This window comes from Methylobacterium sp. HJ2, from assembly GCF_056431005.1.
Genome location: NZ_JBWJYM010000002.1, coordinates 133,555 through 152,363, shown reverse-complemented (window position 1 = coordinate 152,363; position 18,809 = coordinate 133,555). Strand labels below are relative to the sequence as shown.

The following is an 18,809-nucleotide window of genomic DNA, read 5'->3' as shown; positions in this document are numbered from 1 at the left end:
GCCTCGGCCGGCCGTCCGTCCACCAGGCAGAAGGGGCCGTCTCCAGCGGCCGATTCCGACAAGCGCATGACCGCAGCAGCCGCCTTCTTCTACCTGTTCGCGGGCGTCGCCATCGCCTCCGGATTCATGGTGATCGCCTCGCGCAATCCCGTCGCCTCGGTGCTCTTCCTGATTCTAGCCTTCGTAAACGCCGCCGGCCTGTTCGTGCTGATGGGCGCCGAGTTCCTGGCGATGATCCTCGTCGTCGTCTACGTGGGCGCGGTCGCGGTGCTGTTCCTGTTCGTCGTGATGATGCTCGATGTCGATTTCGCCGAGCTGCGGCAGGGCTTTCAGCAATATCTGCCGGTGGGCGCCCTGATCGGAGCCGTGTTCCTGATCGAGATCCTGCTCGTCGTCGGCTCGTGGACGATCGACCCGGGTCTCGTCCAGGCACCCCTCGGCAATGTCGCGGCGGGCGAGAACCTGACCAACACCGCCGCCCTCGGTCGCGTGCTCTACACGGAATACGTCTATTTCTTCCAGCTGGCCGGCCTGATCCTGCTCGTCGCGATGATCGGCGCCATCGTGCTGACGCTGCGCGACCGGCCCGGCGTGAAGCGCCAGAACATCAGCGTGCAGAACGCCCGGACGCAGGGCATGGCGGTCGAGACCCGCAAGGTGCCCTCGCGTCAGGGTGTCGAGGTCTGATGCGCGGGCTTACCGAAAGGGCAAGACGATGATCGGCCTGAGCCACTACCTGACGGTCGCCGCGATCCTGTTCACGCTCGGCGTGCTCGGCATCTTCATCAACCGCAAGAACATCATCGTGATCCTGATGTCCGTGGAGCTGATCCTGCTCGCGGTGAACATCAATTTCGTCGCCTTCTCCACGCACCTCAACGACATCACCGGTCAGGTCTTCGCCCTGTTCGTGCTCACGGTCGCGGCGGCCGAGGCCGCGATCGGCCTCGCGATCCTGGTGGTGTTCTTCCGCAACCGCGGCTCCATCGCGGTCGAGGACGTGAGCATGATGAAGGGCTAGAGGCGGCCCCCCTCCGTCTCGCCCTGACCTGAAACGCGGGAGCGGCGTCGCCGCACCCGAGGCCGGACTGCAAGAGAGCGATGTATCACGCGATCGTCTTCTTCCCGCTCATCGGCGCCCTCGTCGCCGGCCTGTTCGGCCGTCTGATCGGCGCGCGGGCGAGCGAGTACGTCACCACGGCCTGCCTCGCCTTCGCGGCGCTGCTGTCCTGGGGCGTGTTCATCGACGGCGAGCACGCGACCCGGGTGCAGGTGGCGACCTGGTTCTCTGCGGGCGACCTGACGGTCGACTGGGCCTTCCGGATCGACGCGCTGACCAAGGTTATGCTCGTCGTCGTGACCTCGGTCTCGACCCTCGTGCACCTCTACTCCATCGGCTACATGGAGGAGGATCCGCACCGCCCGCGCTTCTTCGCCTACCTGTCGCTCTTCACCTTCGCCATGCTGATGCTGGTGACGGCCGACAACCTCGTGCAGATGTTCTTCGGCTGGGAGGGCGTCGGCCTCGCCTCCTACCTGCTGATCGGGTTCTGGTACGAGAAGCCCTCGGCCAACGCCGCGGCGATGAAGGCCTTCATCGTCAACCGCGTCGGCGATTTCGGCTTCTCCCTCGGCATCTTCCTGGTCTTCGTGCTGTTCGGCTCGGTCGCCTTCGACGGGATCTTCCCGCGGGTGAACGAGCTGAAGGACGCGCATTTCCACTTCCTCGGCCAGGATTGGCACGCCCTCACCCTCGCCTGCCTGCTGCTGTTCATGGGCGCGATGGGCAAGTCGGCCCAGTTCCTGCTGCACACCTGGCTGCCGGACGCGATGGAGGGCCCGACCCCGGTCTCGGCCCTGATCCACGCGGCCACGATGGTCACCGCCGGCGTGTTCATGGTGGCTCGGCTCTCGCCGCTCTTCGAGATGGCGCCCGACGCGCTCGTGGTCGTCACGGTGATCGGCGGCATCACCGCCTTCTTCGCGGCCACCGTCGGGCTCGTGCAGAACGACATCAAGCGGGTGATCGCCTACTCGACCTGCTCGCAGCTCGGCTACATGTTCGTGGCGCTCGGGGTCGGCGCCTACGCGGCCGGAGTGTTCCACCTCTTCACCCACGCCTTCTTCAAGGCGCTGCTGTTCCTCGGCGCCGGCTCGGTCATCCATGCGATGCACCACGAGCAGGACATGCGGAACATGGGCGCCCTACGCCCCTACATCCCCTTCACCACCGCCATGATGGCGATCGGCACCCTCGCGCTGATCGGCTTCCCCTTCACCGCCGGCTACTACTCGAAGGACGCCATCATCGAGGCGGCCTACGTCTCCACCCGCCCCGGGCACACGCTGGCCTTCTTCGCCACCGTGATCGCGGCCTTCTTCACCTCGTTCTACTCCTGGCGCCTGTTCTTCCTCACCTTCGAGGGACCGGCGCGCTGGGCCGGGCACGGGGCGCACGGACACGCGGCCACCGGCCACGACGACCATCACGCGCCCGCCGTCGCCCACTCGACGACCGCCCATCAGGCCGATGGTGCGCCGGGTCACCACGAGGGCGTCGCCCACGACGACCGCGGCCACGATGTCGAGCCGGCCTCCCACAGCGCCGTCGAGCACCACGACCACGCGCCGCACACGCCGCACGAGAGCCCGCTCGTCATGACGATCCCGCTGGCGATCCTCGCCTTCGGGGCGCTTTTCGCCGGCCTGATCTTCAAGAACCGCTTCATCGGCGAGGGCATGGACGCCTTCTGGGGCCACGCGCTGGCGCACGGCCCCGAGAACCACATCATGCACGACATCCACAGCGTGCCCGGCTGGGTCTCGGCCTCGCCCTTCATCATGCTGACGCTGGGCTTCGTCGTCGCCTTCTGGATGTACATCCGCCGGCCCGAGCTGCCGCACGCGCTGGCCGAGCAGCAGCCGCTGCTCTACCGCTTCCTGCTCAACAAGTGGTACTTCGACGAGCTCTACGACCGGATCTTCGTCCGTCCGGCCAAGGATTTCGGCCTGTTCCTGTGGCGGCAGGTGGACGGGCGCGCCATCGACGGCGCGGGCCCCGACGGCATCGCGGCCCGCGTGGTCGACGTCACCCGCGGCGTCGTCCGCTTCCAGACCGGCTACGTCTATCACTACGCCTTCGTGATGCTCATCGGCGTCGCCGGCCTGATCAGCTGGTACCTGATGACCGGCCTGCCGAAAGGGGCTCACTGATGTTCGGCCTCGGGATCCTCTCCGGCCTGCTGATCGTGCCGCTCTGCGGCGCGGCCTTCATCCTGACGTTGAACGGCGACGACGCGAGCGTGAAGCGCAACGCCCGCTGGGCCGCGCTCGCCACCACGATCATCACCTTCCTGCTCTCGCTGGTGGCCTGGAGCCGCTACGACGCCTCCGCGTCGAGCTTCCAGCTCGTCGAGAGCCACGCGTGGCTCACCGAGACGATCCGGTTCAAGCTCGGCCTCGACGGCTTCTCGATGCCGCTGATGCTGCTCACCACCTTCCTGATGCCGTTCTGCATCGGGGCCTCGTGGAACTCGATCGAGCGCCGGGTGAAGGAGTACTTCGTCGCTTTCCTGGTCCTGGAGACGACGATGATCGGCGTGTTCTGCGCGCTCGATCTGGTGCTGTTCTACCTGTTCTTCGAGGCCGGCCTGATCCCGATGTTCCTCATCATCGGCATCTGGGGCGGCAAGCGGCGCATCTACGCCAGCTTCAAGTTCTTCCTCTACACCCTGCTCGGCTCGGTGCTGATGCTGCTCGCCATCATGGCGATGTACTGGCAGGCCGGCACCACCGATATCCCGACCCTGCTGCAGACCCGCTTCCCGGCCCACATGCAGACCTGGCTGTGGCTCGCCTTCTTCGCTTCCTTCGCGGTGAAGATGCCGATGTGGCCGGTCCACACCTGGCTGCCCGACGCCCACGTGGAGGCGCCGACCGCGGGCTCGGTGATCCTGGCCGGCATCCTCCTGAAGATGGGCGGCTACGGTTTCATCCGGATCTCGCTGCCGATGCTTCCGCTGGCGAGCCAGGACTTCGCGCCCCTCGTCTTCGCGCTGTCGATCATTGCGATCATCTTCACCTCGCTCACCGCGATGATGCAGACCGACATCAAGAAGCTGATCGCCTACTCGTCGGTCGCCCATATGGGCTTCGTCACGCTGGGCCTGTTCACCCTGAACGAGCAGGGCATCCAGGGCGCCCTGTTCCTGATGATCTCGCACGGGATCGTGTCGGGCGCGCTCTTCCTCGGCGTCGGCGTCGTCTACGACCGCATGCACACCCGCGAGATCGCGGCCTATGGCGGCCTCGTGAAGCGGATGCCGCTCTACGCGGTGGCGATGCTGGTCTTCACGATGGCCAATGTCGGCCTGCCGGGCACGTCGGGCTTCGTCGGCGAGTTCCTGGCGATGATGGGAGCCTTCAAGGCGAACCCGACCGTCGCCTTCTTCTCGGTCTTCGGCATCATCCTCTCGGCGGCCTACGCGCTCTGGCTCTACGCCCGGGTGATCTACGGCAAGCTCGAGAAGCCGAGCCTTCAGGGCATCCTCGACCTGGACACGCGCGAGAAGCTGATCCTCGCCCCGCTCGTGGTCCTGACGATCTATTACGGCGTTCACCCGGCCCCGATCCTGGACGTGTTCGCGCCCTCGACCGAGGCCCTGATGGCCGGCATCCGCACCGCCCTGTCGAACACGCAGACCGCGGCCGCCGCGCTGCCGATCGCGCCCTGAGATCCTGAGCCGATGCCGACCGTGCACACTGTCCTGCCCAGCCTCGCACCGCTCCTGCCCGAGTTGATCCTCGGCGTGGGCGTGATGGTGCTGATCCTCTACGGCGCCTTCCGGGGCGAGCGCTCCGTCGAGGGCGTGAATGTCGGCGCGCTGATCCTCCTGCTGCTCGCCTTCTTCGTGGTGATCAGCCAAGCGCCCGGCACCAAGGTCACCACACTCTCGGGTGCCTTCATCCAGGACGGCTTCTCGAAGGTGATGAAGGCCCTGGTCCTGCTCGGCTCGGCCGCCACCATCCTGCTGTCCCGCGACTACTTCCAGCGGGAGCGCATCGACCGGTTCGAGTTCCCGATCCTGATCGTGCTCTGCACCATCGGCATGATGGTGATGGTCTCCGCCAATGACCTGATCGCCCTCTATCTCGGGCTGGAGCTGCAATCGCTCGCGGCCTACGTGATCGCCTCGTTCCATCGCGACGACCTGAAATCCACCGAGGCGGGCCTGAAGTACTTCGTCCTCGGCGCGCTCTCCTCGGGCATGCTGCTGTACGGCTCGTCGCTGATCTACGGCTTCACCGGCACGGTCTCGTTTCCCGGCATCGTCTCGGCGCTGAACGACAACGCGGGCTTCGGCATCGTGCTGGGCATCGTGTTCGTGGCCGCCGCCGTGGCCTTCAAGATGTCGGCGGTGCCGTTCCACATGTGGACGCCCGACGTCTACGAGGGCTCGCCGACCCCGGTGACCGCCTTCTTCGCATCGGCGCCGAAGATGGCGGCGGTGGCGATGACGGTGCGCATCTTCATCGGCGCGCTCCCCGACGTCACCGCGATCTGGCAGCAGATCATCGTCTTCATCGCCATCGCCTCCATGGCCCTCGGCTCCTTCGCGGCGATCGGGCAGAGCAACATCAAGCGCCTGATGGCCTACTCGTCGATCGGCAACATCGGCTACGCGCTGATCGGCCTGGCGGCGGGCTCCGAGGAGGGTATCCGCGGGGTGGTGATCTACATGATCATCTATCTCGCCATGACGCTCGGCGCCTTCGCGATCATCCTGAGCCTGCGGCGCCGCAACGAGATGTTCGAGACGATCGACGATCTCTCGGGTCTCTCGCGCACGCACCCGATGCTGGCGTTTCTGCTCGCCATGATGATGTTCTCCCTGGCCGGCATTCCGCCGCTCGCAGGGTTCTTTGCGAAGTTCTACGTCTTCGCCGCCGCCATCAAGGCCGGGCTGGTGACCCTCGCGGTGATCGGCGTGGTGACCAGCGTCGTGGGCGCCTACTACTACCTGCGCCTCGTCAAGATCATGTATTTCGACGAGCCGAAGGCGCCCTACGAGGCGATGGCGCCGGGCCTGCGCATCGTGCTCGGCCTGTCGAGCGTCGTCGTGATCCTGTTCTGGCTGCTGCCGGCGCCCCTCGTCGGCGCGGCGGGCGCGGCGGCGAGGTCCCTGTTCTGACCAGACCGGACTACCGCCTCGGCCAGGTCGCGAGGGCCGAGGGACACCGCCTCCACGTTCACGAGCGCATCGGCTCGACGAACGCGGAGGCTCTCGCGCAGGCGCGCGCGGGCGAGACCGGACCGCTCTGGATCGCGGCGCAGCGGCAGGAGGCCGGTCGCGGGCGCCGCGGCAACGGCTGGGCCTCGGTGCCGGGCAACCTGACGGCGAGCGTGCTGTGGCCGGCGGCCGGCATCGAGCCGGAGCGGCTCGCGAGCCTTGGCTTCGTGGCGGGCATCGCCCTCGTCGAGGCGCTGGAGGCCGCCTGCGGCACCACGTCCGACGCCGATCGGTCGTTCCGCTTGAAATGGCCGAACGACGTGCTGCTCGGATCGCGTAAGCTCGCCGGGATCCTGCTCGAGACGGAGATGCTGCCGGGCGGGCGGCGCGCCGTTGTGATCGGCTTCGGGGTCAACGTGGCGGCGGTGCCCGCGGAGGCCGCCGAGCGCGGCGCTTCCCTGGCCGACGCCGGCTGCACGACCGACGCGCAGACGCTCCTGAGCCTGCTCGCCGACCGCTTCGCGGGCGCGGCGCGGGCCTGGGACCGCGGTCGCGGCTTCGGCGGGATTCGCGAGCGCTGGCTCGCACGCGCGGCGGGGCTCCGCAGCCCCATCGCGGTCCGCACCGGGATGGACACCCTGCGGGGGTGCTTCGAGGAGATCGACGAGGGGGGGCGGCTCGTGATCCTCGCCCCCGATGGAACACGGCACACTGTGACGGCAGGCGAGGTGCATTTCGGCGTGGCCGCGACGGCGGCCTGAGGTTGGACGACTGAACGATGACGACTGGACAGGACGAACTCGTCTTCCTGCCGCTGGGCGGCGTGGGCGAGATCGGGATGAACGCGGCCCTCTACGGCTTCGGCCCGGAGAAGGGCCGCAAATGGATCATGGTCGATTGCGGCATGGGCTTCGCGGGCGAGGAGGCGATGCCCGGCGTGGACCTGATGTTCCCGGATCTCTCCTTCATCGAGGAGCGCAAGAAGGATCTGCTGGGCATCTTCATTACCCACGCGCACGAGGACCATATCGGGGCGATCAGCGAGCTGTGGCCGCGGCTGAAGGTGCCGGTCTACGCCACCCGCTTCGCCAAGAACCTGCTGGAGACCCGCCGCCTCAGCGAGCCCGGCGCCCCGAAGGTCGAGCTGCGCGAGGTCAAGGCCGGGCGCCGCGTCACGGTCGGGCCGTTCGAGCTCGAATACGTGCCGGTCTCGCACTCGATCCCGGAGTCGAACGCCATCGCGATCCGCACCGCGGCGGGCCTCGTGGTGCACACTGGCGACTGGAAGATCGATCCGACGCCGGTCGCCGGCGAGGTCACCTCGCCGGACGCGTTCCGGGCGCTCGGCGACGAGGGCATCCTGGCACTGGTCTGCGATTCCACCAACGTGGTGCGCGAGGGCTTCTCGCCCTCCGAGCAGGAGGTTGCCGGCACGCTGCGCAAGCTGATCGCCGAGGCGCCCCACCGGGTCGCGGTGACGACGTTCGCCTCGAACGTCGCCCGCATCCGGGCCGTGGCCGAGGCCGCGCAGGCCTGCGGCCGCGAGGTGATCGCGGTCGGGCGGGCCATGGATCGGGTGATCGACGTGGCCCGCGAATGCGGCTACCTCGACGGCCTGCCCGAGTTTCGCCGCGCCGATTCCTGGAAGAACCTGCCGCGCGAGCGCGTGGTGGCGCTGCTCACCGGCTCCCAGGGCGAGCCGCGCGCGGCGCTCGCCCGGGTGTCGCGCCGCGATCATCCGGACATCTCGCTCGCCGCGGGGGATCAGGTGATCTTCTCGTCGCGCGCGATCCCCGGCAACGAGCGCGACGTCGGCTCGATCATCAACGACCTGATCGAGCAGGGCGTCGAGGTCATCACCGACCGGACCGCGCTCGTCCACGTCTCCGGCCATCCGCGCCGGGACGAGATGGTGGAGATGTATGCCTGGACCCGTCCGGGCACGGCGATCCCCGTCCACGGCGAGCCCCTGCACCTCGACGAGCACGCGCGCTTCGCCCGGGCTCAGGGTGTCGGCAACGTGGTGAAGGCGCGCAACGGCAGCCTGATCCGCCTCAGCCCCGGCACGCCGGAGATCATCAACACCATCAAGTCCGGCCGCCTCTACAAGGACGGCAACGTCCTGATCGACGACCGCGACCGGGCGATCCCGGAGCGCCGCAAGCTCGCGCAGGCCGGCCTCGTCTCGGTCGCGATCGCCATCGACGAGGATGGCGTGGTCCTGGGCGAGCCCGCGGTCGACATCATCGGCCTGCCCAATCGCGGCCGCTCCGGCGATCCGCTGATCGAGACGGTGGTCGATGCCGTCAACGGAACCCTCGGGAGCCTGTCGCGCGGCAAGCTGAAGGATTCGGAGGGCGTCGAGAAGGCGGTCGACCGGGCCGTGCGCACGGCCGTCAACGAGGCCTGGGGCAAGAAGCCGGCCTGCCACGTGCAGGTGGTCGAGGTCTGACGGCGGGCCCCCTCCCGCGACGGGAGGCGGGGCGGTACAGCTCTGGCCGGAGGCGCGTCGACGCGGCGTGCCTCCGCGCATCGAACCGCAGGACCGGTTCGACCAACGACGCTGCGGGAGGAGACAACGATGATCGGGCGCCTGAACCACGTGGCCATCGCCGTGCGAGACCTGGATGCGGCCTGCGCCGTCTACCGCGACACGCTGGGCGCGACCCTGAAGCCGCCGCTGCCGCAGCCCGAGCACGGCGTCACCGTGGTGTTCGTGGAATTGCCCAACAGCAAGATCGAGCTGATGGCGCCGCTCGGCGAGAACTCGCCGATCGAGGCGTTCGTGGAGCGCAATCCGGGGGGCGGCATCCACCACGTCTGCTACGAGGTGGACGACATCCTCGCCGCGCGCGACAAGCTGAAGGCGCAGGGCGCCCGCGTGCTCGGCACCGGCGAGCCCCGCATCGGCGCGCACGGCAAGCCGGTGCTGTTCCTTCATCCGAAGGACTTCCTCGGCACCCTCGTCGAACTCGAGCAGGTCTGAGCGCGGTGGGCGGTCTTCTCGAAGCGGTCGCACGCTCGACGCTGCGGACGCTCGCGCTCGTCGTCGTGCTGGTCTCCGTCTTCGTGGCGGCGGCCGTGGCGCTGTTCAAGCTCACGGTCTTCGGCGCGACCGCCCTCTACTTCGTGGTCTGGTGGACCCTGCTGTTCGCCATCCTGCCGATTCGGAACCAGCCTGAAACCCGGACCGAGCACATCGTGCCCGGCCAGGACCTCGGTGCCCCGGCCGCCCCGCGCCTGCGCGAGAAGGCGGTCTGGACGACGGTCTTCGCGGGCGCCGTCTTCCTGGCCGCGCTCGCCATCTTCCCGCTGACAGGGCTTTAGCGACCCCGCGTTGACAGGCCGGTGCGGCGCGCCTCTGCTGACGCCGGGCGAATGCCGGGAAGCCGGCGCGGAGGGGGAGACACGCATGCTGGCGCAGGCCGAGGCGCGGCTCGAGGCTGCCGCGCCGGATACGGACGCGGCGCGCGGGGCCTTTCTCCTGCCGTTCATGCTGGTGCTGTTCTTCGCCTGGGGCCTCGTCACCGTCCTGGTCGACATCGTGACACCGAAGCTGAAGGGCCTGTTCGCGCTCAGCTACGCGGAAGCCACGCTCACGCAATTCTGCTTCTTCCTGGCCTACGCCGTGGTGTCGCTGCCGGCCGGTGCGCTGGTCGCACGGATCGGCTCCCTGCGCGGGCTGGTCCTCGGCCTCGTGATCATGGCGGCCGGCGGCCTGATGTTCACGCCTGCGGCCGAGATCGGGCTCTATCCCCTCTTCCTCGCCGCGCTCTTCGTGATGGCGTCGGGAATCGCGGTCCTGCAGGTCGCCGCCAACCCCCTCGTGACCCGACTCGGACCTGCGGCCCAGGCGCCGAGCCGGCTGACCCTGGCCCAGACCTTCAACGCCCTCGGCACCACGGTCGGCCCGGCCATCGGAGCCTGGGCCATTCTGGGTCGCGGCCCTCAACAACCCACCGATCCGGGGAGCCTCGCACCCGCGGCGCTGGCCGCCGCGCGCGAGGCCGAAGCCGCCGTGCTGCAGGTGCCCTTCCTGATCATCGCCGGCGTGCTGCTCGCCCTCGCCGCCCTGTTCTGGAGCCTGCGCCATCGCGTCCAGGACGCGGCGGCCGACGAGGGCGCGCGCGGGCTCGGCCTCGACCTTCTGGCCCGGCCGCGCCTCGCCTTCGGAGCGCTCGCGATCTTCCTCTACGTCGGGGCCGAGGTGTCCATCGGAACCCTGATGGTGAGCTATCTCGAGCAACCCCGTGTGCTCGGAGCGGACCCGGCAACCGCCGGCCACCTCCTCAGCGTCTATTGGGGCGGCGCGCTCGCGGGGCGCATCGTCGGCAGCGTCGTGCTGCGGCGGGTGCGGGCGGGCGTGGCGCTCGCGGCCTGCGCGGTCGCGGCGGGCGGGCTGGCGGCCGTATCGGCGGTCTCCGCGGGACCGCTCGCCGCCGGGACGCTGCTGGCGGTGGGTCTCGCCAACGCCATCATGTTCCCGACGATCTTCGCGATGGCCATCGCGGGGCTCGGCGGGCGGACGGCGCAGGGCGCCGGGATCGTGTGCGTGGCGATCGTCGGCGGTGCCGTGGTTCCGGTCGTGACCGGGCTGCTCGCCGACCGGATCGGCCTCTCCGCCGCCCTGGCCGCGCCGATCCTGTGCTACGCCGCGATCGCAGCCTATGCCGTGGCGATCCTGCGCGGCCCGACGGCGGCCCCGGACGCGATCGGAATCTGACGCGCCGCAAGCCCGGTGCAAGCAAGCACTTGCAGGATGTGTTCTGGAAGGTGCCGGCACCTTTGCGGTGTCCGGGCAGGGGCGGAAAATAAAAAAGCAAGGCCCCGAGGCCTTGCTTCTGATCAGTTCGTGATGGCTCGACCTTGATTGACCTCCGCATTGCCTGCGTGGCGGTCGTTTTTCCTCCCGAGACTCGGACCCTGCGCCACCTCGGACCGGCGTCGCAAACATCGCGGGAGTGCTTATAGGAACAACAATTCGTGCTGTCACGGGGGTTGTGGCACGAATTTGCGTTTTTCTGCCTCTCGACGCGTTGCTGTCCTGCGACAGGCCCCGAATTGCGGTCCGCGGACCGCAGCGCGCGCCCAAACGACCCGGCCCGACCACTCAAACCGCCACGGCGCTTGTCTTTTCCCGAGGCAATGTGTTGTGTGCGATCCGTCCGTCCTACCGCGCCCGAACCCCGCCGTCCGGAATCTCATGCGTCTTTCCCGGTACTTCCTGCCCACCTTGCGCGAGACGCCCAAGGAAGCCGACATCGTCTCCCACCGGCTGATGCTGCGTGCGGGCCTGATCCGCCAGGAGGCTGCCGGCATCTACGCGTGGCTGCCCCTCGGTCTGCGGGTCCTGAACAGGGTCTGCGCGGTGATCCGCGAGGAACAGGATCGGGCGGGCGCGATCGAGCTTCTGATGCCGACCGTGCAATCGGCCGAGTTGTGGCGTGAATCCGGGCGCTACGAGGCCTACGGCAAGGAGATGCTTCGCCTGAAGGATCGGCACGATCGCGAGATGCTCTACGGCCCCACCGCCGAGGAGGTGATCACCGAGATCTTCCGGGCGAGCGTGCGCTCCTACAAGGATCTGCCGAAGAACCTCTACCAGATCTCCTGGAAGTTCCGCGACGAGGTGCGGCCGCGCTTCGGCACCATGCGCTCGCGCGAGTTCCTGATGAAGGACGCCTACTCCTTCGATTTCGACCAGGCCGGCGCCCGCCACGCCTACAACCGGATGTTCGTCGCCTACCTGCGCACCTTCGCGGGCCTCGGCCTCAAGGCCATCCCGATGCGCGCCGATACCGGCCCGATCGGCGGCGACCTCAGCCACGAGTTCATCATCCTGGCGAACACGGGTGAGAGCGAGGTCTATTGCGACAAGGCCTATCTCGATTTCGACATCCCGCCGGCCACCACGGATTTCGAGGACGTCGCCGCCCTCCAGGGGGTCGTCGATGCCTGGACCTCGCACTACGCCGCCACCGACGAGATGCACGAGCCCGACGCCTTCGCGGAAGTGCCGGAGGACAGCCGCATGGCCGCGCGCGGCATCGAGGTCGGGCACATCTTCTACTTCGGCACCAAGTATTCCGAGCCGATGGGCGCCAAGGTGGCGGGGCCCGACGGCATCGAGCGCCCAGTGCATATGGGCTCCTACGGCATCGGCCCGAGCCGCCTCGTCGCCGCGATCATCGAGGCCAGCCACGACGAGGCCGGCATCATCTGGCCCGAATCCGTCGCCCCGTTCGACGTCGCCCTGATCAACCTCAAGGTCGGCGATGCCGGGACGGACGCGGCCTGCGCCGAGATTCAGGCGCAGCTCGAGGGCGCCGGCCTCACCGTGCTCTACGACGATCGCGACGAGCGTCCGGGCGCGAAATTCGCCACCGCCGACCTGATCGGCCTGCCCTGGCAGGTCGTGGTCGGACCCAAGAGCCTCGCCGAGGGCAAGGTCGAGCTGAAACGCCGCGCGGGCGGCGAGCGCGAGACCCTGGCGCCGATCGACCTGGTGTCGCGGATCAAGCGCGTTTGAGGGAACCCACGATGGCGGGCGCCGCGGTCGGGATTGCGGAACGGAGGGCGCGGCTCGCCGCCCTGGTGCGAGGCGCCGCGACCGCGCCGTTCGCGGCCTACGAGTGGATCATCGCCGGGCGCTACCTGCGCGCCCGGCGCCGCGGCGGCGGCGTCTCGGTGGTGGCCTTCTTCTCGGTGCTCGGCATCGCGCTGGGCGTCGCGACGCTGATCATCGTGCTCTCGGTGATGAACGGCTTTCGCAGCGAGCTGCTGTCGAAGATCGTCGGGATCAACGGGCACATCTTCGCGACCCCGATCGACCGGACGTTCACCGACTACGCCGATCTCTCGGAGCGCCTGTCCAAGGTGGCGGGCGTGCGCGCCGCCATTCCGCTGGTCGAGGGCCAGGCCTTCGCCTCCTCGCCCTACGGCGGCAGCGGCGTCTTGGTGCGCGGCGTGCGCGGCGAGGATCTCGACGCCCTCGCGGCGATCTCGAAATCGCTGCGCGGCGGGACGCTCGAGGGGTTCGACGACGGCAGCGGCGTCATCATCGGCCGGCGCCTCGCCGACAGCCTCGCGCTGCAGGCCGGCGATTCGATCACCCTGGTCACGCCGAAGGGCTCGACGACGCCGTTCGGAACGGCGCCGCGGACCAAGAGCTATGCCATCAAGGCGGTGTTCGAGGTCGGTATGACCGAGTTCGACTCGACCTTCGTCTTCATGCCGCTGACCGAGGCCCAGGCCTTCTTCAACAAGGAGGGCGACGTCAGCATGATCGAGATCTACATCGATCAGCCCGACGCCGTGGGGGCGATGCGCGAGCCGCTGGAGATGGCGGCCGAGCGCCCGATCCTGCTCACGGACTGGCGCCAGCGCAATCGCACCTTCTTCGGGGCGCTGGAGGTCGAACGCAACGTGATGTTCCTGATCCTCAGCCTGATCGTCGTGGTGGCGACGCTCAACATCGTCTCCGGCCTGATCCTGCTCGTGCGCGACAAGTCGAGCGACATCGCGATCCTGCGGACCATGGGCGCAACGCCCGGTACGATCATGCGCGTCTTCCTGATCAACGGGGCGCTGATCGGCCTCGTCGGCACCCTGTCGGGTCTGGCGCTCGGCATCCTGATCACGCTCAACATCAAGCCGATCCAGCACGTGCTCTTCCCGGGCGCCTGGGACCCGACCGTGCGGTTTCTCGCCGAGATCCCGGCCGAGATGAACGCCCGCGAGATCGCCGTCGTGGTGGTGACCTCGTTCCTCCTGTCGCTCGCGGCGACGCTCTATCCCTCCTGGCGCGCGGCCCGGCTCGATCCGGTGCAGGCGCTGCGCTACGGCTGATCGCCGGGGACACGAAGACATCCATGAGCGGCAGCAGCGAGACCGCCGGCGCACAGCCGGTGCCGGCCCTGTTCTTCGCCCGCGTCGAGCGGCGCTACAGACAGGCCGAGGGCGCCCTGGAAATCCTGCGCGGGGCCGACCTCGCGATCTGGCCGGGGGAGCTCGTCGCCCTGGTGGCGCCGTCGGGCGCCGGCAAATCGACGCTGCTGCACCTCGCGGGGCTGCTCGAGCGCCCGGACGGCGGCGAGGTCTATATCGGCGGGCAGCCGACCGCCGCGATGCGCGATGCCGAGCGCACCCGCTTCCGCCGCGAGGAGATGGGCTTCGTCTATCAGTTCCACCACCTGCTGCCCGAGTTCTCGGCCTTGGAGAACGTGGTGATGCCCCAGCTCATCAAGGGGTTGCCGCGCAAGGAGGCCAAGGCCCGCGCCGCGGAGCTTCTCGCCTTCCTAGGCCTGAAGGAGCGGCTCGCGCATCGCCCGGCCGAGCTGTCGGGCGGCGAGCAGCAGCGGGTCGCCATCGCCCGCGCGGTGGCCAACGGTCCGCGGCTGCTGCTTGCCGACGAGCCGACCGGCAACCTCGATCCGCAAACGGCCAACCACGTCTTCGGCATCCTGCTGGCGCTGGTGCGCGCGTCGGGCCTCGCCGCGCTCATCGCCACCCACAACATGGACTTGGCCGCCCGCATGGACCGCCGCGTGACCATCCGCAACGGCCTGATCCAGCCGCTGGAGTGAGCACTTCCCGCGGGCGACCGCGGCGGCCCGCCGGAGTCCTTCCAACGATACGCGGCCGGGTCCGGTCCGGCAGGAGCGGGCGGACGAACGCGGTAACGCTTGCTTAACCCTGTTCCGGCGCCTCGCTTTACAAAGAACAAAACAAGAACGAAGCTGATCTCGTTCTCAGGAGGCAGGTCAGATGCTGAAGCGGATCGTTCTCACCGGCATGGTCGAGTTCATGGCCTTCGGGCTGCTGTCGGTCGCGGTCGCTGCGGTCGGCGTAGCCTTGGCGCCGATTCACTAGCGCAATCCTGCTCCGGATCGGATTTGTTCCCGCTCCGTCCCGTTGCACACAGGAAATCGAATCCCGGAGGTCTGGGCGCAAGAAGGGACGGCCCGGCGCGCGATGAACGGTGGATATCCGGGCCTGTGAGGCCCGGTGGTGACAGACTCGGGAAGGCGGTTGCGGCGATCCTGTGCGGCCACGAACAAGGTCGGTCATGGTTCGCCAGCTCAAGGAGGTCGGATTCGTCCACCTCCACGCACACTCGTCCTATTCCCTTCTCGAGGGCGCCTTGAAGGTCGCCGATCTCGTGAAGGCCGCGGCCGCCGACAGGCAGCCTGCGCTGGCGCTGACCGATACCAACAACCTCTTCGGCGCCCTGGAATTCTCGGAGAAGGCCGCGGGCAGCGGCATCCAGCCGATCGCCGGGATCCAGCTCGGCCTGACCTTCGAGACGGCCGACCCGCTCGGGCGCAACAGCGTCCCGATCACCAACGTGGTGCTGCTGGCCCAGGACGAGACGGGCTACGGCAACCTGCTGCGCCTCGCCTCACGGGCCTATCTCGACATCCCGCTCGGCGACGTGCCGCGGGTCGCGGCCGAGGCGCTGGCCGGCTCCGCCGCAGGGCTGATCGCGCTGACGGGCGGCCCGACCGGTCCGCTCGACGCGGCGCTGCGCGCGGGCCGCGCCGATCTGGCTCAGGCGCGGCTCGACGCGCTCCTGGCGGCCTTCGGCAGCGACAACCTCTATGTCGAGGTCCAGCGCCACGGACTCGAGGACGAGCGACGGGTCGAGGACGCGCTCGTGCGTCTGGCCGATGCGCATGGCCTGTCCCTCGTGGCGACCAACGAGCCCTTCTTCGCCAAGACCGACGATTACGATGCCCACGACGCCCTGCTCGCCATCGCGGAGGGCCGCGTCGTCTCGGACGAGCGCCGCAGGCGCCTGAGCGCGCGTCACGGCTTCAAGACGCGCGCGGAGATGGCCGAGCTGTTCCGCGATCTGCCGGATGCCCTGCAGGCGAGCGTCGAGATCGCCATGCGGTGCGCCTACCGGGTGCGCACGCGCAAGCCGATCCTGCCGAATTTCGGGAGCGTGGCGCCCGAGGCCGACGGGGCCGGCGCCGTCGCCGAGGCGACCACGGCGGTGGCCGCGGCGATCGCCGCCGACGAGCCGACGGAGCTGCGCCGGCAGGCCGAGGCCGGGCTGGAGGCGCGCCTCGCCAAGCACGGCGCCGCCCCGGGCTTCACCGAGCAGCAATACCGCGACCGTCTGGCCTTCGAACTCGACGTCATCGTGAAGATGAAGTTCCCGGGCTACTTCCTGATCGTCTCGGACTTCATCAAGTGGGCCAAGGAGCACGACATCCCGGTCGGGCCCGGCCGCGGTTCGGGCGCCGGCTCGCTCGTCGCCTACGCCTTGCTGATCACCGATCTCGATCCGCTGCGCTTCGGCCTGCTCTTCGAGCGCTTCCTCAACCCCGAGCGCGTCTCGATGCCGGATTTCGACATCGATTTCTGCGTCGAGGGCCGCGAGCGCGTCATCCAGTACGTCCAGCGCCGCTACGGCGAGCGGCAGGTGGCGCAGATCATCACCTTCGGCACGCTGCTCGCCCGCGGCGTGCTGCGCGACGTCGGTCGCGTGCTCGAGATGCCCTACGGGCAGGTCGACAAGCTGACGAAGCTGGTTCCGCAGAACCCGGCCAACCCCGTCACCCTGGCCCAGGCGATCGAGGGCGAGCCCAAGCTGCAGAGCGCGATCGCGGAGGAGCCCGTGGTCGCGCGCCTCATCGACATCGCCAAGAAGCTCGAGGGCCTGCACCGGCACGCCTCGACCCACGCCGCCGGCGTGGTGATCGGCGACCGGCCGCTGGAAGAGCTGGTGCCGCTCTACCGCGATCCCAAGACCGGCATGCGGGTGACCCAGTTCAACATGAAGTGGGTGGAGCAGGCGGGGTTGGTCAAGTTCGACTTCCTCGGCCTCAAGACCCTGACCATGCTGCGCTGCTGCACGGACCTGCTCAAGCAGCGCGGCATCGACATCGATCTGGCCGCTCTGCCGCTCGACGATCAGGGCACCTACGCGCCGATGGGCCGGGGCGAGACGGTCGGCGTGTTCCAGGTGGAATCGGCGGGCATGCGCAAGGCGCTCTGCGAGATGCAGGCCGACCGCTTCGAGGACATCATCGCCCTCGTCGCCCTCTACCGGCCAGGTCCGATGGCCAACATCCCGGTCTATTGCGAGCGCAAGCTCGGGCGCGACGCCGGCAACGAGGCGTCGTGGTACCCGCACCCGAAGCTGGAGCCGATGCTGCGGGAGACCTTCGGCATCATCGTCTACCAAGAGCAGGTGATGGAGATCGCCAAGGTGCTCGCGGGCTACACGCTCGGCGAGGCCGACATGCTCCGCCGCGCCATGGGCAAGAAGATCCGCGCCGAGATGGACGCGCAGCGCGAGCGCTTCGTGAAGGGCTGCGTCGAGGGCGGATTGACGAAGCCGAAGGCCAACGAGATCTTCGACCTGCTGGCGAAGTTCGCCGATTACGGCTTCAACAAGAGCCACGCGGCCGCCTACGCGCTGCTCACCTACCAGACCGGCTATCTCAAGGCGAACTACCCCGTCGAGTTCCTTGCGGCGGCGATGACGCTCGACATCGACAACACCGACAAGCTCGCCGAATTCCGCCAGGACGCCCAGCGCCTCAAGATCGTGGTGGAGCCGCCCTCGATCAACGCCTCGGGTGAGGTGTTCGAGGTGCATGAGGGCCGGATCCGCTACGCGCTCGCCGCGATCAAGGGGGTCGGTCGTGAGGCGGTGCGCTCGATCGTGCAGGCGCGCGGCGACCGGCCGTTCAAGGATCTCGCCTGCCTGGCGCGCCGGCTCAACCCGCGCCATGTCAACAAGCGCACGCTGGAAAGCCTCGTCACCGCGGGCGCGCTCGATTGCATCGAGCCGGACCGGGCCCGCGCCTTCGCGGCGATCGATCCGATCATGAAGCTGGCCCAGGGCGCGGCCGAGGCCGAATCCACCGGCATCGGCGACATGTTCGGCGGCGTCGTCTCGGACGCCGTCTCCCTGCGCATCCCGCCGCACGAACTCTGGCCGGTGGCCGAGAAGCTGAAGCGGGAATACGCCGCGATCGGCTTCTTCGTCTCGGGCCATCCCCTCGACGAGTACGGCGACCTGCTCGGCAAGCTCCGGGTCCAGACCTGGGTGGAGTTCTGCCGCGCCGTTCGTGCGGGCACCACCAGCGTGGGGCGCGTCGCGGCCTCCGTGCTCGATCGCTCGGAGCGGCGCACCAAGAGCGGCAACAAGCTCGGCATCGTCACCCTCTCGGACCAGACCGGCCATTTCGAGGCGATCATCTTCTCCGAAGGGCTCGGCCATTACCGGGAGATCCTCGAGCCCGGGAAGCCGCTGGTCCTGCAACTCCAGGCCAATCTCGAGGGCGAGGACGTGCGCGCCCGGATCCAGACCGCCGAGCCCCTCGACGCGGCCGTGGCCCGCTACCAGAAGGGCATGCGGATCTACATGCGCGACGAGCGCCCGATCCCGACCGTACAGCAGCGCCTCGGCCTGCGCGGCGAGGGCGAGGTCTCGCTGATCCTGCTGCTCGACGGGGACCGCGAGGTCGAGGTTCGCCTGCCCGGCAAGTACCAGGCGAGCCCCGCCATCGCCGGCGCGCTCCGGGCGGTGCCGGGCGTGGTGCAGGTGGAGGTGAGCTGAGG

The 18,809-nt window shown here is 68.8% G+C and carries 14 protein-coding genes; all 14 read left to right on the top strand.

The window, feature by feature from the left end:
- Positions 1-66 precede the first annotated feature (66 nt).
- The 14 genes from ACS5RC_RS05290 (at position 67) to dnaE (ending at position 18,807) form a co-directional block, all read left to right on the top strand.
- Positions 67-687 (top strand): NADH-quinone oxidoreductase subunit J, encoded by a 621-nt coding sequence (locus ACS5RC_RS05290; RefSeq protein ID WP_478342786.1) that lies wholly within the window; start codon positions 67-69, stop codon positions 685-687.
- 28 nt (positions 688-715) lie between these two features.
- Positions 716-1,021 (top strand): NADH-quinone oxidoreductase subunit NuoK, encoded by a 306-nt coding sequence (gene nuoK / locus ACS5RC_RS05285; protein WP_478342785.1) that lies wholly within the window; start codon positions 716-718, stop codon positions 1,019-1,021.
- Positions 1,022-1,101: 80 nt separating this feature from the next.
- Positions 1,102-3,213, top strand: coding sequence for an NADH-quinone oxidoreductase subunit L (gene nuoL / locus ACS5RC_RS05280; protein ID WP_478342784.1), 2,112 nt, complete (start codon positions 1,102-1,104; stop codon positions 3,211-3,213).
- Positions 3,213-4,733 carry an NADH-quinone oxidoreductase subunit M gene (locus ACS5RC_RS05275; protein WP_478342783.1) on the top strand — a complete coding sequence of 507 codons (1,521 nt, stop codon included), beginning with the start codon at positions 3,213-3,215 and terminating at the stop codon, positions 4,731-4,733. The genes nuoL and ACS5RC_RS05275 overlap by 1 nt, the downstream gene beginning before the upstream one ends.
- Positions 4,734-4,745: 12 nt before the next feature.
- Positions 4,746-6,191 (top strand): NADH-quinone oxidoreductase subunit NuoN, encoded by a 1,446-nt coding sequence (nuoN, locus tag ACS5RC_RS05270; protein ID WP_478342782.1) that lies wholly within the window; start codon positions 4,746-4,748, stop codon positions 6,189-6,191.
- Positions 6,188-6,991 (top strand): biotin--[acetyl-CoA-carboxylase] ligase, encoded by an 804-nt coding sequence (locus tag ACS5RC_RS05265; RefSeq protein ID WP_478343418.1) that lies wholly within the window; start codon positions 6,188-6,190, stop codon positions 6,989-6,991. Before nuoN ends, ACS5RC_RS05265 begins: the two co-directional genes overlap by 4 nt.
- Positions 6,992-7,008: 17 nt before the next feature.
- Positions 7,009-8,682 (top strand): ribonuclease J, encoded by a 1,674-nt coding sequence (locus tag ACS5RC_RS05260; protein ID WP_478342781.1) that lies wholly within the window; start codon positions 7,009-7,011, stop codon positions 8,680-8,682.
- 129 nt (positions 8,683-8,811) lie between these two features.
- Positions 8,812-9,216: a methylmalonyl-CoA epimerase gene (mce, locus tag ACS5RC_RS05255; protein WP_478342780.1), complete on the top strand. Its 405-nt coding sequence runs from the start codon at positions 8,812-8,814 to the stop codon at positions 9,214-9,216.
- A 5-nt stretch (positions 9,217-9,221) separates the two neighbouring features.
- On the top strand, positions 9,222-9,557 hold the full coding sequence (locus ACS5RC_RS05250; protein ID WP_478342779.1) for a DUF1467 family protein: 336 nt from the start codon (positions 9,222-9,224) through the stop codon (positions 9,555-9,557).
- Positions 9,558-9,642: 85 nt separating this feature from the next.
- A complete protein-coding gene (locus tag ACS5RC_RS05245; protein ID WP_478342778.1) occupies positions 9,643-10,953 on the top strand; it encodes a sugar MFS transporter in 1,311 nt (436 codons plus the stop codon).
- A 480-nt stretch (positions 10,954-11,433) separates the two neighbouring features.
- Positions 11,434-12,759: a proline--tRNA ligase gene (proS, locus tag ACS5RC_RS05240; protein WP_478342777.1), complete on the top strand. Its 1,326-nt coding sequence runs from the start codon at positions 11,434-11,436 to the stop codon at positions 12,757-12,759.
- A gap of 11 nt (positions 12,760-12,770) precedes the next feature.
- Positions 12,771-14,078, top strand: a complete 1,308-nt coding sequence (locus tag ACS5RC_RS05235) for a lipoprotein-releasing ABC transporter permease subunit (RefSeq protein ID WP_478342776.1) — start codon at positions 12,771-12,773, stop codon at positions 14,076-14,078.
- Positions 14,079-14,101: 23 nt separating this feature from the next.
- On the top strand, positions 14,102-14,815 hold the full coding sequence (locus ACS5RC_RS05230; protein WP_478342775.1) for an ABC transporter ATP-binding protein: 714 nt from the start codon (positions 14,102-14,104) through the stop codon (positions 14,813-14,815).
- Between the two features lie 482 nt (positions 14,816-15,297).
- Positions 15,298-18,807: a DNA polymerase III subunit alpha gene (gene dnaE, locus ACS5RC_RS05225; RefSeq protein ID WP_478342774.1), complete on the top strand. Its 3,510-nt coding sequence runs from the start codon at positions 15,298-15,300 to the stop codon at positions 18,805-18,807.
- The last annotated feature ends 2 nt before the right edge of the window (positions 18,808-18,809 follow it).

Excerpts from the sequence above, each read along its gene's own strand:
- nuoN (WP_478342782.1), top strand. The coding sequence starts at position 4,746 with ATGCCGACCGTGCACACTGTCCTGCCCAGCCTCGCACCGCTCCTGCCC.
- ACS5RC_RS05230 (WP_478342775.1), top strand. The coding sequence starts at position 14,102 with ATGAGCGGCAGCAGCGAGACCGCCGGCGCACAGCCGGTGCCGGCCCTG.
- ACS5RC_RS05260 (WP_478342781.1), top strand. The coding sequence starts at position 7,009 with ATGACGACTGGACAGGACGAACTCGTCTTCCTGCCGCTGGGCGGCGTG.
- ACS5RC_RS05275 (WP_478342783.1), top strand. The coding sequence starts at position 3,213 with ATGTTCGGCCTCGGGATCCTCTCCGGCCTGCTGATCGTGCCGCTCTGC.
- ACS5RC_RS05235 (WP_478342776.1), top strand. The coding sequence starts at position 12,771 with ATGGCGGGCGCCGCGGTCGGGATTGCGGAACGGAGGGCGCGGCTCGCC.
- proS (WP_478342777.1), top strand. The coding sequence starts at position 11,434 with ATGCGTCTTTCCCGGTACTTCCTGCCCACCTTGCGCGAGACGCCCAAG.
- nuoL (WP_478342784.1), top strand. The coding sequence starts at position 1,102 with ATGTATCACGCGATCGTCTTCTTCCCGCTCATCGGCGCCCTCGTCGCC.
- ACS5RC_RS05290 (WP_478342786.1), top strand. The coding sequence starts at position 67 with ATGACCGCAGCAGCCGCCTTCTTCTACCTGTTCGCGGGCGTCGCCATC.
- nuoK (WP_478342785.1), top strand. The coding sequence starts at position 716 with ATGATCGGCCTGAGCCACTACCTGACGGTCGCCGCGATCCTGTTCACG.
- dnaE (WP_478342774.1), top strand. The coding sequence starts at position 15,298 with ATGGTTCGCCAGCTCAAGGAGGTCGGATTCGTCCACCTCCACGCACAC.
- ACS5RC_RS05245 (WP_478342778.1), top strand. The coding sequence starts at position 9,643 with ATGCTGGCGCAGGCCGAGGCGCGGCTCGAGGCTGCCGCGCCGGATACG.
- mce (WP_478342780.1), top strand. The coding sequence starts at position 8,812 with ATGATCGGGCGCCTGAACCACGTGGCCATCGCCGTGCGAGACCTGGAT.